This window comes from Pseudomonas putida, assembly GCA_041071465.1.
Lineage (GTDB): Bacteria > Pseudomonadota > Gammaproteobacteria > Pseudomonadales > Pseudomonadaceae > Aquipseudomonas > Aquipseudomonas putida_P.
In genome coordinates this window covers 5,084,829-5,098,708 of sequence record CP163498.1, presented here as the reverse complement: position 1 = coordinate 5,098,708, position 13,880 = coordinate 5,084,829, and the positions used below count along the sequence as shown (strand labels likewise).

Genomic DNA, 13,880 nt, shown 5'->3' with positions numbered 1-13,880 from the left:
ACGTGCAGGCTGACTCCAGCCTGCACCTCCTCCGCCCGTTTGGGGAAATTCTCGTGGACACATTCATTCAACAGCTAGTCAATGGACTAACGCTGGGCTCGGTCTATGGCCTGATCGCGATCGGCTACACCATGGTCTATGGCATCATCGGCATGATCAACTTCGCGCATGGCGAAGTGTATATGGTCTCCGCCTACCTGGCCGCCATCTCCATTGCCGTGCTGAGCTTCTTCGGTATCGACTCCTTCCCGCTGATCATTCTCGGCACCTTGATCTTCACCATCGTCGTAACCGGGGTCTACGGCCTGGCAATCGAACGCGTGGCCTACAAACCGCTGCGCAATTCTACGCGCCTCGCGCCGTTGATCTCTGCTATCGGCATTTCGCTCGTGCTGCAGAACTACGTGCAAATCAGCCAGGGGGCACGTCAACAGGGCGTTCCTACCCTGGTTGAAGGAACCCTTCGCTTCTCGGTCGGTGATGGTTTCGTAATGATCACCCATACCAAGCTATTCATCCTGGCAGCCGCCATTATCGGCATGCTCGCCCTCACCTTCGTGATCAAGAACACCCGCCTGGGCAGGATGTGCCGCGCCACTCAGCAAGACCGGAAAATGTCCCAGATTCTGGGCATCAACACTGACCGAGTGATCTCGTACGTGTTCGTCATCGGCGCCTCGATGGGCGCACTCGCGGGCGTGCTTATCACCCTCAACTACGGAACCTTCGACTTCTACGCAGGCTTCATCATTGGCATCAAGGCGTTCACGGCGGCGGTTCTTGGTGGCATTGGTTCACTGCCTGGCGCGATGCTGGGTGGTTTGATCCTGGGTGTCTCTGAAGCTCAGTTCTCCGGTGTGGTAAACGCTGACTACAAGGACGTGTTCAGTTTCTCCCTTCTCGTGATGATCCTCATCTTCCGCCCCCAAGGCCTCCTTGGCCGACCTCAAGTAACCAAGGTATGAAGCCGTGAGCGATAACATGAAAAGCATCGATATCAAGAAGGCCTTGATTGACACCGTACTGGCCGGGCTCGTCGCCTTGATCGTGTTCGGGCCAATCGTTGGTGTGGTTCTGCAAGGCTACGATTTCACCCCTCGTTTTGACCGCGTTGGTTGGCTTGTCGGAACGGTCATGGCGGGCCGACTTCTCCTGAGCCTATTCCTGCAGACAACTCCTGGGCGCTCGCTCATGGAGCGCTTCGATAGTGCCGGCAGCGGCGTTGGTGTCAAACCGCCAGGGCATGCATCCCACATGCGCTGAGTGTTGCCTGTGCTTGTGGTCATGGCATTGATCCTGCCGTTCTACGCAAACAAGTACCTGCTGACTGTCGTCATCCTGGGCCTCATTTACGTTCTGCTCGGTCTGGGTCTCAACATCGTGGTTGGTCTGGCCGGTCTGCTCGACCTGGGTTTCGTCGGCTTCTACGCGATCGGAGCCTACGGTCTCACGCTCGGCTACGAACACCTTGGCTTGGGCTTCTGGAGCATGCTGCCACTCGCTGCCTTGTTTGCAGCTTTTGCGGGAATGCTACTCGGATTCCCGGTGCTAAGAATGCATGGTGACTACCTGGCGATCGTCACCTTGGGGTTTGGGGAAATCATCAGGCTTGTGCTCACCAACTGGGTGTCGTTCACCAACGGCCCCAACGGCATGACTGCGCCCTCTCCTACCTTCTTCGGTCTTGAGTTCGCTCGACGTGCAAAGGATGGCGGTGTTCCCTACCACGAGTTCTTCGGGGTCACCTACAACTCGAATATGAAGTTCATCTTCATCTACACGGTACTGCTCCTGGTGGTTCTGTCCGTGCTGTACATCAAGCATCGTCTGACACGCATGCCTGTGGGCCGCGCCTGGGAAGCGCTTCGCGAGGATGAAATTGCGTGCCGCTCCATGGGCCTCAACCACGTTCTGGTGAAGTTGTCTGCGTTCATGATCGGCGCATCGACTGCCGGAATCGCGGGCGTCTTCTTCGCGACCTACCAGGGCTTTGTTAACCCCACCTCGTTCACCTTCTTCGAGTCAGCCCTGATTCTCGCCATCGTCGTACTGGGCGGCATGGGCTCTACCGTAGGCGTGGTGATCGCAGCATTCGTACTCACTATCGCACCTGAGTTGCTGCGCAGCTTTGCCGACTACCGCGTGCTGATGTTCGGCATCTTGATGGTACTCATGATGATTTGGCGCCCCCGCGGGCTGATTCGCATCAATCGCATCGGCATTGCACCACGCAAAGGAGTAGCCCCATGAAAGACAACATCCTCACCGTGGACAGTCTCATGATGCACTTCGGCGGCATCAAGGCACTCAACGATGTCAACTTCTCGATCAAGCGGCATTCGATTTCTGCGCTCATTGGCCCCAACGGCGCCGGCAAGACCACTGTCTTCAACTGCCTGACGGGCTTCTACTCAGCCACCGGCGGCAAAATCCTGCTCAACGCTCAAGGCAAGCAGACCGACGTCATCAAAGTATTGGGTGAGCCGTTCAAAGCTCAAGACTTCATCAACCCAGGCCAGTTTGGCTCGCGTGTCTGGTACAAGATGTTCGGCGGAACGCATCTGGTTAACCGTGCAGGGCTCGCGCGCACCTTCCAGAACATCCGGCTTTTCAAGGAAATGACCGTCCTGGAAAACCTGTTGGTCGCCCAGCACATGCTGGCTCAGCGCAACCTGCTGACCGGAATCCTGAATACCCCGGGCTATCGAAAAGCCGAGAGCAAGCTGCTCGATACAGCTTTCTACTGGCTGGAAGTGGTCGACCTAGTCGAGCACTGCAACAGGCTGGCAGGCGAACTTTCCTATGGCCAGCAGCGACGCCTGGAGATCGCTCGTGCGATGTGCACCGGCCCGGAACTGATCTGCCTCGACGAGCCTGCAGCGGGCTTGAACCCTGCTGAAACCATCGCCTTGAGCGGCATCATTCGCCGACTGCGCGATGACCATCAGCTCACCGTACTGTTGATTGAGCACGACATGGGCATGGTCATGAGCATCTCCGATCACATCATCGTGCTGGATCATGGGCTTGTCATCGCCCAAGGCACTCCGAGTGACATCAAGGATGACCAGAAGGTAATCGCAGCCTACCTCGGCGCGGAAGAGGAGGAAGTGGCATGAGCACCCAGATTCTGGCGTTCAAAGACGTAGACGTGCATTACGGGCCGATCAAGGCACTTCGCAAGGTCAATATGCACATCAACACGGGAGAAACGGTAAGCCTGATTGGCGCCAATGGCGCAGGCAAATCTACGCTCTTGATGTCGATCTTTGGCCAGCCTCGAGCAAGCAGCGGGCAGATTATTTATCAAGGCCAGGACATCACGCGCAAAAGCACGCATTTCGTTGCGTCCAATGGTATCGCTCAGTCACCCGAGGGCCGCCGCGTCTTCCCTGACATGACGGTTGAAGAAAACCTGTTAATGGGCACCATTCCGATCGGCATGAATCACGCCGAAGCAGATCGTGAGAGGATGTTTGATCTCTTCCCTCGCCTGCGTGAACGGCGTAATCAACGAGCAATGACGATGTCGGGCGGCGAACAGCAAATGCTGGCCATCGCGCGGGCTCTGATGAGCCGCCCCAAGCTTCTGCTGCTGGATGAGCCTTCATTGGGCTTGGCGCCGATCGTGGTGAAGCAGATCTTCTCCACACTCAGGGAGCTCGCAAAGTCCGGCATGACCATCTTCCTGGTCGAGCAGAATGCCAACCATGCCCTTCGCCTTAGCGATCGAGCCTATGTGATGGTGACAGGTGAAATCAGGATGACCGGGACAGGTGAGGAACTGCTGGGAAACAAGGAGGTACGGGAAGCGTACTTGGGCGGCCACTAAAATGACGAGGGAGGCTCATCAGAGCCTCTCTCTCCTCGAGACCGCCTTCAGTAGCCCTTGCTGCGATCCACGGCATTCAACAACGGCAGCCCTCTTCGCTCTCGGTAGAGATTTCGCGCAACCACATCAACTGCGCCTTTGACTTGCACATTGCTAGCAATATGAGGTGTTAGCAGCACACGAGGGTGTTGCCAGAAAGGATGGTCAGATTGAGGTGGCTCTTGATCGAGTACATCCAACACCGCTCCCCCTACCTTGCCAATCTCTAGTGCCGTCAACAGATCCTTCTCAACGACATGGGCCCCGCGACCAACATTCACTATCCCTGCCCCCATGGGTAGCGCACTGAGAGTACTGACGTTCAAGATTCCAGTCGTTTCAGGAGTAAGCGGTAACAGGTTGATCAGGATGTCGCATTGGGCAAGAAAGTCATGCAACTGATCAACGCCGACAAAACAGTGACCGCCTGGCACTTCTTTAGGGGAGCGGCTCCATGCGCTCATCTGAAAGCCCAGAGGCTTTAAGCGCTCAAGAGCTACTTGCCCCAGATTCCCAAGCCCCATGATGCCCACACGGCGCTCGCAGGCCGGAATGATAGGAAGTGGCGCCCAAGAGCGCTCGCTTTGGCTGAAATAGTAATCAAGCATGTCACGATGCAAGGCAAGTACGGCGAAGATCACATACTCGGCCATGATGTCAGCCATAGTGTCATCGACTAGCCTCACCAAGGAAACATGATCGGGAAGATTAGACAGATCGAACTGATCTACGCCCGCACCTGCCGAGTACAGCACCTTCAGATTGGGAAACTGCTCCATCAGCCGCGGCATTGGCTTCCAGGCGATGAGATACTGAACCTCATGCGCATCACCGACCTCAGGCCACTCGCGAAACTCAAGTTCGGGAGCACGATCCAGAAAAGCCTGACGCCATTCAGCTGCACTGCTGGGCTCTGCCATGTAAAGAATACACATGTCTAGCTCCTGATTTTCCGAATAGACATGATGCCCGCCGGCTCGCTACCAGTCCTTCACTCGAAAACACGATAAACGCCTTGGCTCATCCTACTTAATATTGGTAGTTCCACCTTGCCATTAGAGGCAGCCTGTAGGCGGTGCTAATCCAACAACCATGAAGGGACTTCTAATGGCAATCCATGCTTTCCTCCTGACATACAGCGTTTCTCCCGCGATTGAGCAAGATCGCGAGCATCAGAACCAAGCCGCGCGTCTGCGGCAAAAGCTCAACCGCGTTGAGCTTGAGGACTGGACGAAACTGCAGTCAGTGGAGACGGCGTTCTCCGGCATTATGCATTTGAGCCAAAGCATCCTCTCTAAGAAGCGCCAAGAAGCTCAAGACATAGCCTGGAATCAGTTCAAAGACGTGATGGACTCCCTCGGAGCTTATAGGGACACCAACATTCACGTCGCGCTGATGGTGCAGGGCCTTGGCGAACTGATCGAGTTGAGCATTTGATGTGAGTACTGCCCCCACTTAGCAACAAATGGGCCTTATCGATTGAGGCAAAACTCGTCAGGAGGGGCCCTCTCTTCCCCGCCAATCAAGCCCGGTGACCTCTGTAGACTTCCAACGCAGCGGCTCTGCTCAGACGCCGCGGCCAGTAGTACCCCTGCAACCTGGAGAAACCAGGAAAGATCATCGCTAGGAGCATTGGTTGGTCGAAGTTGAAGTACCGTGACGGCAACATCGGATGCTTCACTCAGACGCAGCTTGCCGCTGAGCGGGAGGCAGGCGGCCAGCGAGGGAATGACCTAGCCCTAACATAAAACCACGAAAAATGTGAATTACATCACGTTTCCAAGAAAGATTTGAAAGTCGCCTCTGTCAATTTTTTTTGAAAACGGAGTTCTATATTTGAGACCCAAAGAAAAGCGGGATCTACGCCCGCTCCTCTTCTTCGGTTTTCCCACGATCTTGGCCGCATGCTTTTCGTCCAGCTCTGCTTCTTACAGACTCGGCTCGTTTCACAAATGTCATAGCAGATGTGGGTTGGCCCGTTGGGCCCTGGGGGAATCGTCTCATTGGCCGTCAGGCCGCTGCTTTTCGTTTGGGTTCAAACCCAAGGCGCGCAGCGCTCAAGGGATCAATCCATTCATAGTGGGCTGAAATCCCCGGTCAGTGTCAGACAACAGGCTATGAGCCTGGCGATGATTCGCTTAGAGGCGCCATGAACGCCGCATAGCGCCCAATGGATCGCATCAAACGCCGATTTCGAAAGCCAGGAGATCCTCAGTGATGGGTTCCGGTGCCGACCCACTCAACACCAGTCGATGCTGTATGCCCCTGCAGATGTGCACCCAGAGACGCGATCGCAGCTCGATATGCCAGCCATGGTCGTAGTACCTGACATCCCGACGAGACTTTGCATTTAGGGCTACGACTAGGGACGAGTAACCATCCTCGCCTACCCATTCGGCAGTGATTCGAGCAGGCTCGTCTTTCCCGGGCTTGCGTTCATATTCGTCGAGCAGCCCGCTCAGAACATGAACGAATTCACCACCGCAGCAAGCCGAGGCGCGCCTCCAGATCTCAGTGGTGATGGTGCTATCCATTTCACGCGCTCGGTCGCCGAGGAAGCCATGATGACTGTTTTGGGCTATAGGTCAGAAATATACGCCAAAATCATGCTTTCCAACCCGCTAAGCTCACTTCTAAGCCTTGCTCGAGATGCGTCAGAGTCATGGGGTCAGACCCATGAACCTTCGACATTTTTGCTTTGCAGTCAACGTACTATTTAGTGCAAGGAGCCAACCGGGACTGTCTGGGTGTTTTTGAAAGCCGATAAGACAGATTCGAATTTTACCCTAGCGCGCCACTCGGGCTGACGAAAATCCAACGAAAGCGCGGTCTTCCTGGCCTCATCGTCCACAGCATGCCATGCCGCGCTCGTCCGGCTCTCCCAGGTCTCAGCGGCTAACAACAGCTCAATGACTTCGTCCGCCCACCCTTCCCCGCCGAAAACTTCTCGAGCAACGGCAAGCGCTGAATATTCGAGCCCTAGGTTTAGATGACCGATGTAATCAAGCATTCGGTAAAGAAGCCGTATAGCCTGAAATTTCGAGAGCTCCTCACTATCGCGCTTCTCTATGCTATGTCGAACATTCAAGCTACCACCGACAATTTCGAGCAACATCTTAATCTCGGACACTGGACACCTCTTTTTTTTGTTCTTTTAGTTCAGAATACTCTGGAGCTTGTGCCTGCACTACTTTATTGACGACCAACATCCCTCTTCACATCTGAAAAATCCTGCCGGCGACAGCCAACTCAATCACGCCCGAATCTACCACTAAAAACCCCAATCTAAGTGTTCAATAACATTAAGGCATTGCACCTAACTCAAGTCGAACGAGATCGACTGGCGCCCCTCTCCAAGGCATTAGCCAGTTCACCGAGCGCATCACGCAAATGGCTATCGGCCTGAGCACGATCCGGCCCCGACAGTAACTGGCGCGTATGGCTGAGTAACGCATCGAGATTCTTGACACTGAGGTCTAGCTCAATCAGGACGGGTGAATCACATGTGAGTTCGCCAACCTGCTCGAAGAAGATAGGGATCACACGGGTCTCATTAAAATCCCCAGGCTTTGGAGCCCCCAGCAAATAGCCATGGAAAACATTGCCGTGGATGACCACCACCATCAACAATTTGTTAGATTCGCAGCTCCTTTCCATGACCCACGCCTCCAAAAATCGTGGCGAGTCAGTCACATTAGCAACAAAAGCATTCAGTTCCTCCATCGACCTAGGCCATGTTTCATGTACCCACTTAACATCGTCAGAGACTGGGACTAGCAAACAACGACCTCCCCTCAAGGTCAGATTTGCACCCATGTGGCAGGAGCTAACGGGGGGCGGGTCGATATCACCTAACGGTACGATAAACAGCGCGCAGTTCATTTGCTTACCGCCAGAAAAACTGACCGCAATCCGAACCTCCATAGGCCCATCAATCTGGGGGAGCTCAACGCGAGGACAGGCAATTTCGGAGGTGTCTTCCACCGCTCGATGCCGGAGACAGAATCTGGCCCACTCAGCGCTTTTGACCTCGGCGTCGATTTCACCGGAAGCGGTGCCCAAGCAAGCTTCGGTCGAGGGGTTCACAGTGGCAGATAACTCGTTTTGCAAACCAGAGGAGTCCATGCCTTTCATGATATTCGGATGGCCTCGCCTAAGTAGTTACAATGGTACAAAGCATCACTTCACGGCTGGGTGTGCCTGTAGCTTGGAACCTACTGCGTCTACTAGACCTACAGCATCGGTCACATTAACAGGCATATCCCTGATCAATCCGGTCGAGCGTAGCCTTCACTCTCCGATATCCAGCCTCATTGCATGCGCACTCCAGTGCAGCTAAACCCCCAAGTGCGATGTGAGGGCGAGCCAACCAGGCATCGGCCTTGGCTTTGCTGCCAAACACCTGCTCGGCCTGACGTCGAATCAGCTCCTCAAAATTCGTTTCCGTTTTCATAGTTCCTTCGCCTTATTATCATTTATCTATTGGGCGACTGGTGCATTGGTTGCGTTCAGGCATTTTCCAAGGCTAGGAGTGCAGGAAGGCTCACATGTTTTCTTGTCCCTGGCCCGGCTAAGATGTAACTCGTATTCATGCTTTCAAAAGTGGAATCATCTAGTACACGCTGGAAGCTTGAGCGAATTGCACCTGCTCGGGAGCCTTCAGCCTTGCTGTCGTATACCACAGTGTGGGCAAAGACTACCGTTGGCTGTAGCCCGTTAGCTTTGAGATCATCTTCAACATCACTAGGCACCATGATGTCGAGTAGGAGCCAATCCCGAACAACATAGAATGGTCGGCCCTGATTATTTGCCCATGCCGTTTTCACAATCACGTCATCTGATTGATCGTCCCCATCAACGGGAAGGCCGTGCTCGGATAAAAAGTTTGCTAGCAACGCTGCTTCCACTGTGCCTACCTGATTCTTCTTAGCGCGCTTCATCTTGCATCGCTTCGTTGCGGGATATGCCGGGCTTAGTGAAGGGCACCTTCGAACTGAGGGCTTCCACCTTCCAGCGCCCAGTCGCAAACAACGTAAGTGCTTCCGTTTCTGGTTTGAAAAAGATGGTACGCACCATGCTCTATGCGCCGCCTGAGCGTAGAGGTACGGATTGTTGAACCATCTTGAAATCGGCCGCGGCTCTCGCGATACACGATGCCGACCAGGCAATTGATTGACTCATCGAACACGACACTGCAGAGGAAGCCTGTTATTGGGATACCAAAATTTGTGGCCATCGCCCGTTCTACATTGCCAGGCACCAACCCGGCGGATGTCTCTGCGGGTGACTGCTGGCTTGTCAATAAACCAAAATTGCTGGACATCTCAGTGCACCTGAAAAAGGCTGAACATACATTGATCGCCAGATCCGACCTGGTGCCCGTGCTTCAGCCGGCACCCAAATCTGGTCTTCTTGCGCATACGCATTACCCGTCATTCGTGGAAATCTCCCCGCCCAACCTGAACGAGTCCTATACCGCTGAGTAACCCATCACACTGATATGCGAGTGATCCTCGGCAACCTTCGATGTGACGAATTAGCGATATATTGAATGGGGCAGCTTTCTTTCCTCTCACACAGCCCCATATCTAGCGTCGGAGTGATGCCAAACCACCAGATCCCACAAGGATGACTATATACATTTGTGTGGGAGTGCGCAAACGCGGCATACCCTCCGCTTTTATCAGGGCGGATAAAATGAACCTGCGTGAAGCCTATGCGGCAGTCCTTCAGATGCTTAGAGATCAGCAAGCGCTGACGCAGTACGACGTAGCCAACGGCGTAACCCAGTCTCAGGTCAGCCGGCTCGAAAGCCGCCAATCCAACCCAACGCTGGAAACCAGCAGAGAGCTGGCAAATGCGTTGAATCTGCATCCTCTTGCATTCCTGGCCTTGGTACATGCAGCAGATGAGCAGAAGACGGCAAGAGAACTCCTCGACCAGGTGTTCGCAGAGCTCAAGCGTCTGGAAATGCTTGATGCTCCCCTGCCCCAAGCGCCCACCAAGAAAGCTCATCCTCGTACGCGCAGTGCTGAGGAAAGTCTGCGTAAGGTGCAGGCGCTCAAGGCTCAAGGTAAGAGCCAAGTCGAAGTCATCGAGCTTCTAGGAATGCCGCGCTCCACTGTCAGCCGCTATTGGCGCAAGGAGTGAGGGCTGCTACAGCGCGGCTGTAGGCCGGCAACTATGGGCGCCCGAATCAAATCTTTACACCACCCGCGTCGTGAGGTGTCATGGCTTTTAGCTATTGTGGCCTGCCCTAAGCGGTGGCGTAGGTCTTCAGAGCGGAATGACATCCCCAGTCAGCGAACCCCCAAAACTCAGCACGTATGCCAAAGGCGAGCTCTTTGAGCAGAAGGTGTTCGAATACCTGACCCGTGAGCTCAAGGCCGGCAGGCTTTTCTTCTCGCCCCAGTTCAGCACGATCCATCGCAAGCACAAGTACTTCTCCCGCGATCGAGACGATTACATTGTGTTCGATATCGCCATCGAGGCCAGGCTTCCCGGGCTCGAAAATCCCTCGATGATCATGTTGATCGAGTGCAAGCACTATGAAGGCTCCATTCCGATCAACGACGTCGAGGAGTTCAGCGCCAAGATTGGTCAGGTCACAGGCCACAACGCCAAAGGAATGTTCGTCTCAGCGAGTGCATTCCAATCCAGCGCGATGAACTTCGCCAGGAACAAAGGCATGGCGGTGGTTCGATGGTTGCGGGTAATCAGGTCGTCCGTTCGAAGTCGCCTGTAGTTGGAATCACACCGAATGTACTTAAAGTCGTTCATGCACTGCCTAGCGGCACTGCTAGCCGCGACCTAGTTCCCTGTTGATGTGAAGTCAGTCCATGCTGTGCTGCCGAGGATTCTGACATCCCCCAGAATCAGCGATTCGTTTTCCAGAACATGCACGTGGCCGGCCGCAGCGTCCTTCATCTTCTGCAAGGTGCGATCAAGGTGCCCGTCGTAATACGCGTGATCATCTGGGCAGCACTAGCAACTACGCAGGAGGCTACCCAGGTTGCTAACAATCTGATTTGCGACCTGCTCAGTGTCGAGCCCCTTGAGTGAAGCAATCGCCTGAATCGCATTCTTTACATCTGGAGGGGCTAACGGCTTACCACCCGCTTGCACGAACGGCCCATCTGTTTCTGTGAGCATACGATCAAGTGGCAGCGATGCCACGAGCGCCCGATGCTTCGTTGACTTCAACATCTCAATGTTGATCGAAAAGTAGCACCCGATATCCAGAGCCCGCCTGGCCTCAGTTGCACTGCCAGTGAACCAGTGAAGCACAACCCTCCCGCGATCAGGTGCAAGCAGGCGCTCGATGTGTCCCAGCACCTTTGCGGCAGTGCGGACGCTATGCACTGTAAGAATCTTGCCACCTTGTTCAGAACAGGCTGACAGGATCCGAGAGAAGACGCGCTCCTGCGCCTCGAAGTTGGAGTAGAATTTAGGGCCAGCATCGAGGCCAATTTCACCGATGTATCGTGTCCCCTCCAACAAACGCTCGAACAGTGCGAGCTCCCCTTCCCGCTCGGCTACCAGTTGCGGGTGCAAACCCAAAGCGACCCGTACATGCTTTGAAGTACTCGCCAACTCCTGATTTCGAGCCCAAGCCTTTGGAGTGGTAGTGACAGCGAGCGTGGCTACCCCTTCCCGATCGCATTCACGAATCAAGGCTTCATGGTTGGAATAGAGATCCAGGTGGCAGTGAAAATCCACCCATTTCGGACGCTCGCGCACTGCTTGGCTCATAGGGGTTGCGCCCTGATTCCAGTCAAATATCGATCTACTTCATTGAGGCCGTCCACATACACCTGCTCATACGCCTGGTGGTCGTCCGGATGGTCGATCAAGGGGCCTGGGATGTGAATGTCGAACCTCGAACTGTGCGGCGCTCTTTCCAGGCGGCGGATGGCCATCTGGAATGAACGCACATGTGCCCCGTCAGCCTTGTTAGTGTTCAAGACATCAGCGTGCAAGTCGGGAATCACATACGGGGTTGTATCATCGCCGCACCCATGAGCAATGGCCGCCCGCCGGATGATACAGGGAACGCAGAAGCCGCAGTGCTTGGGTTGCCGATTGGTCGGATCCCTTTGATATCGTGCCTTGCCCGGTGAGGAGCACGACATGGTTTTATGCACGTTTGCGCGGAGAAATTCGCCATCAACACAGTGCTCGGCCATCTGCCCCTTGGTGCGATGCCCATACATGTTGTGCAACCGCATCCGAAGCCCAAGGCCAGCAAAGAGCTCGTTCACGCGAGCCATGTAGTAGGGATGCGTCGTTCGGGTGCTCAGAGCGCCCAACCGCAGTGGATCCAGTGGCACATTCAAGGAGATCAGACCGTTCTCAGGTACATGGATCACCATCTCTTCGCCTGTGGCATCGGCCGCCAACGCCGCCAAGGCGAAGAACAGGAATGATCTACCTCGCAGCGTATCTTCACCCTTGGTGTTGGCCACGAGCCCCTGCGGGAAACCCACCCTGGCCTGTACCTGGTGGATCGCGCTGTCTGGGTATCGCTCCTGGAGCGCTTCCAGGCATTGATCCTGATACTTGCTGGTGCTGTTGGAGTCCCAGTAGTGGCTCACCAGTAGCGGAGACTCCCCTTGGGCCAGCAAGTCAATCGCGCCAATGAAGCTGTCCATACCACCAGAGAACAGACACACGCTTGTGGGAGTCGAGCTCCGAAAGAGTTCCACGATGGGTGCCAGCTCCTCCACGCCATCAGGCCGGGCACGGAAGAAGATCCTCCATCGATCGCCGGTTAAGAAATGCAAGGTCGAGGCAAGCAGCGCTGACATCGAAGTCCACAACGCAGGATCTGCCACAGGCACGTAAAGGTCGATCTCGCGCGTCCAGGCATTCTGGGATTCAGTCTTCCGGGATATCCGGGTATCAGCCGCCGTGAGTGCTCCGGCTACGAGGGCCAGGTCGATTGAAGTCTCACTGGGGCGCATGCCCTTACTCGCGAGTTGATCGATCGCTTGCCCGATACCAAAGCAGAGACGCTGGTAACCATCCAGGAATGAGATTGAGGTTTCACGGCTTCCTGGGTGCTGAATCTCGATCAGGTCAATATCACCGGCGCCGAGCCTGCAGATTATGCTGTGGTGTCTCATTGTGCTGCCTCCCCTGCAACGGCAATGATCTCAAACGCTGACTCGTAAATTCGGCTGATAACGCCCTGTATGTCCTGGTCAGTCAGCCCTGGCAATCCCTCCAGTCGATCGGATAGCCGACCGCGCGTGGCGCCGGTAATGAAGTCGTGAAGCTCAGTTTGCATACGCTCGACCGCGTCAACGTCATCGGGAATGGTCACGCCTCGCTGACCAAGGTCAGCCATAACCATCCCCTCAATCGACTGCGACACGAAATCTAGGAAAAATTCGTTCATCTGCTCGGGTGTCATTTCGTCGAACGTGGTTTCGCCGGACTCTACGAGCGCGATGACATTCTCGAGCATGGCCTGACGTGCCACCGCCTCGTCGATCGCCCCGCCGGCGGGACATACAAACTCAACCAGGGCCATGAACACTTCAGAAGATGGGCGGCCTGCCAGGCCATTCAGATTCAGCCGGCGCAATACCTCGGCAGCGCCGAAGCGCTGCACATCCCTGATGACGCCAAGCAGGCGACCAGCCGCTGCGCGGGACGCTCCCATTCGCCGGGCCGCACGTCCAGCCCCGCCTGTCCCGCTTCTCACATAGCTGGAGAGTGCCCTGCCCAACGCGCTGCGGCTTCCAGCTCTGGCAAAGCGGGTGAACTGTGTTCTAGCCGGCTGCAGCTTGGCCGTGCCATTGTTGTCTATAGGACGCTGCCCTGACTGACCTCCCTGCCCTGGCTGATTAGGATTGTTCGGACTGTTTGGATCGCTAGAAGGATTTGAGGGCTGCCCAGCTTCATCGGATTGACCCGGGTTGGTTGCAGGCGCCACATCATCCACCCAAGACGGAACCAGTCCAGAAACAGATCCCCCGTAACCTTTCGATGTTCCCATGCTGCA

General features: G+C 55.2%; 15 protein-coding genes and 2 pseudogenes. 8 read left to right on the top strand and 9 right to left on the bottom strand.

Features of this window, described 5'->3' with window-relative positions; all coding sequences use genetic code 11:
- Positions 1-47 precede the first annotated feature (47 nt).
- The 4 genes and pseudogenes from AB5975_23425 to AB5975_23410 all read left to right on the top strand — a co-directional run bounded on the left by AB5975_23425 (position 48) and on the right by AB5975_23410 (position 3,832).
- Positions 48-965, top strand: a complete 918-nt coding sequence (locus AB5975_23425; protein ID XDR23018.1) for a branched-chain amino acid ABC transporter permease LivH — start codon at positions 48-50, stop codon at positions 963-965.
- A gap of 16 nt (positions 966-981) precedes the next feature.
- Positions 982-2,250, top strand: a pseudogene (gene livM, locus AB5975_23420) (high-affinity branched-chain amino acid ABC transporter permease LivM).
- Positions 2,247-3,119 (top strand): ABC transporter ATP-binding protein, encoded by an 873-nt coding sequence (locus AB5975_23415; GenBank protein XDR19445.1) that lies wholly within the window; start codon positions 2,247-2,249, stop codon positions 3,117-3,119. Before livM ends, AB5975_23415 begins: the two are co-directional and overlap by 4 nt.
- Positions 3,116-3,832: an ABC transporter ATP-binding protein gene (locus tag AB5975_23410; GenBank protein ID XDR19444.1), complete on the top strand. Its 717-nt coding sequence runs from the start codon at positions 3,116-3,118 to the stop codon at positions 3,830-3,832. Before AB5975_23415 ends, AB5975_23410 begins: the two co-directional genes overlap by 4 nt.
- Positions 3,833-3,879: 47 nt before the next feature.
- Here the strand turns inward: AB5975_23410 and AB5975_23405 are convergent, their stop codons facing one another.
- Positions 3,880-4,806: a 2-hydroxyacid dehydrogenase gene (locus AB5975_23405; GenBank protein XDR19443.1), complete on the bottom strand. Its 927-nt coding sequence runs from the start codon at positions 4,804-4,806 to the stop codon at positions 3,880-3,882.
- A gap of 172 nt (positions 4,807-4,978) precedes the next feature.
- On the opposite strand from AB5975_23405, the gene AB5975_23400 reads away from it, so the two are divergent.
- Complete coding sequence (locus AB5975_23400) at positions 4,979-5,308, top strand: hypothetical protein (protein ID XDR19442.1); 330 nt, start codon at positions 4,979-4,981, stop codon at positions 5,306-5,308.
- Positions 5,309-6,587: 1,279 nt separating this feature from the next.
- Here AB5975_23400 and AB5975_23395 read toward each other — a convergent pair.
- The 4 genes from AB5975_23395 to AB5975_23380 form a co-directional block, all read right to left on the bottom strand.
- Positions 6,588-7,001, bottom strand: a complete 414-nt coding sequence (locus AB5975_23395; GenBank protein XDR19441.1) for a hypothetical protein — start codon at positions 6,999-7,001, stop codon at positions 6,588-6,590.
- A 191-nt stretch (positions 7,002-7,192) separates the two neighbouring features.
- A complete protein-coding gene (locus AB5975_23390; GenBank protein XDR19440.1) occupies positions 7,193-7,594 on the bottom strand; it encodes a hypothetical protein in 402 nt (133 codons plus the stop codon).
- A 526-nt stretch (positions 7,595-8,120) separates the two neighbouring features.
- A complete protein-coding gene (locus AB5975_23385; protein ID XDR19439.1) occupies positions 8,121-8,324 on the bottom strand; it encodes an antitoxin Xre/MbcA/ParS toxin-binding domain-containing protein in 204 nt (67 codons plus the stop codon).
- Positions 8,325-8,379: 55 nt separating this feature from the next.
- Positions 8,380-8,811 (bottom strand): hypothetical protein, encoded by a 432-nt coding sequence (locus AB5975_23380; GenBank protein XDR19438.1) that lies wholly within the window; start codon positions 8,809-8,811, stop codon positions 8,380-8,382.
- A 288-nt stretch (positions 8,812-9,099) separates the two neighbouring features.
- Here AB5975_23380 and AB5975_23375 point away from each other — a divergent pair, with 288 nt between their 5' ends.
- The 3 genes from AB5975_23375 (at position 9,100) to AB5975_23365 (ending at position 10,616) form a co-directional block, all read left to right on the top strand.
- The gene (locus AB5975_23375; protein XDR19437.1) at positions 9,100-9,357 is read left to right on the top strand and encodes a hypothetical protein; all 258 of its coding nucleotides are present in this window, start codon (positions 9,100-9,102) and stop codon (positions 9,355-9,357) included.
- A gap of 211 nt (positions 9,358-9,568) precedes the next feature.
- Entirely contained in the window at positions 9,569-10,021 is a 453-nt protein-coding gene (locus AB5975_23370; protein ID XDR19436.1) for a helix-turn-helix domain-containing protein, read from the top strand.
- A gap of 136 nt (positions 10,022-10,157) precedes the next feature.
- Entirely contained in the window at positions 10,158-10,616 is a 459-nt protein-coding gene (locus AB5975_23365; protein XDR19435.1) for a restriction endonuclease, read from the top strand.
- On the opposite strand, the pseudogene AB5975_23360 reads toward AB5975_23365, so the two are convergent.
- The 4 genes and pseudogenes from AB5975_23360 to qatB all read right to left on the bottom strand — a co-directional run bounded on the left by AB5975_23360 (position 10,574) and on the right by qatB (position 13,874).
- Positions 10,574-10,843 (bottom strand): annotated as a pseudogene (locus AB5975_23360) (serine/threonine protein phosphatase). The gene AB5975_23365 and the pseudogene AB5975_23360 overlap by 43 nt on opposite strands.
- Positions 10,844-10,855: 12 nt before the next feature.
- Entirely contained in the window at positions 10,856-11,623 is a 768-nt protein-coding gene (gene qatD / locus AB5975_23355; GenBank protein ID XDR19434.1) for a Qat anti-phage system TatD family nuclease QatD, read from the bottom strand.
- Positions 11,620-12,996 (bottom strand): Qat anti-phage system QueC-like protein QatC, encoded by a 1,377-nt coding sequence (qatC, locus tag AB5975_23350; protein ID XDR19433.1) that lies wholly within the window; start codon positions 12,994-12,996, stop codon positions 11,620-11,622. Before qatC ends, qatD begins: the two co-directional genes overlap by 4 nt.
- On the bottom strand, positions 12,993-13,874 hold the full coding sequence (qatB, locus tag AB5975_23345) for a Qat anti-phage system associated protein QatB (GenBank protein XDR19432.1): 882 nt from the start codon (positions 13,872-13,874) through the stop codon (positions 12,993-12,995). The genes qatC and qatB overlap by 4 nt, the downstream gene beginning before the upstream one ends.
- Positions 13,875-13,880 lie beyond the last annotated feature (6 nt).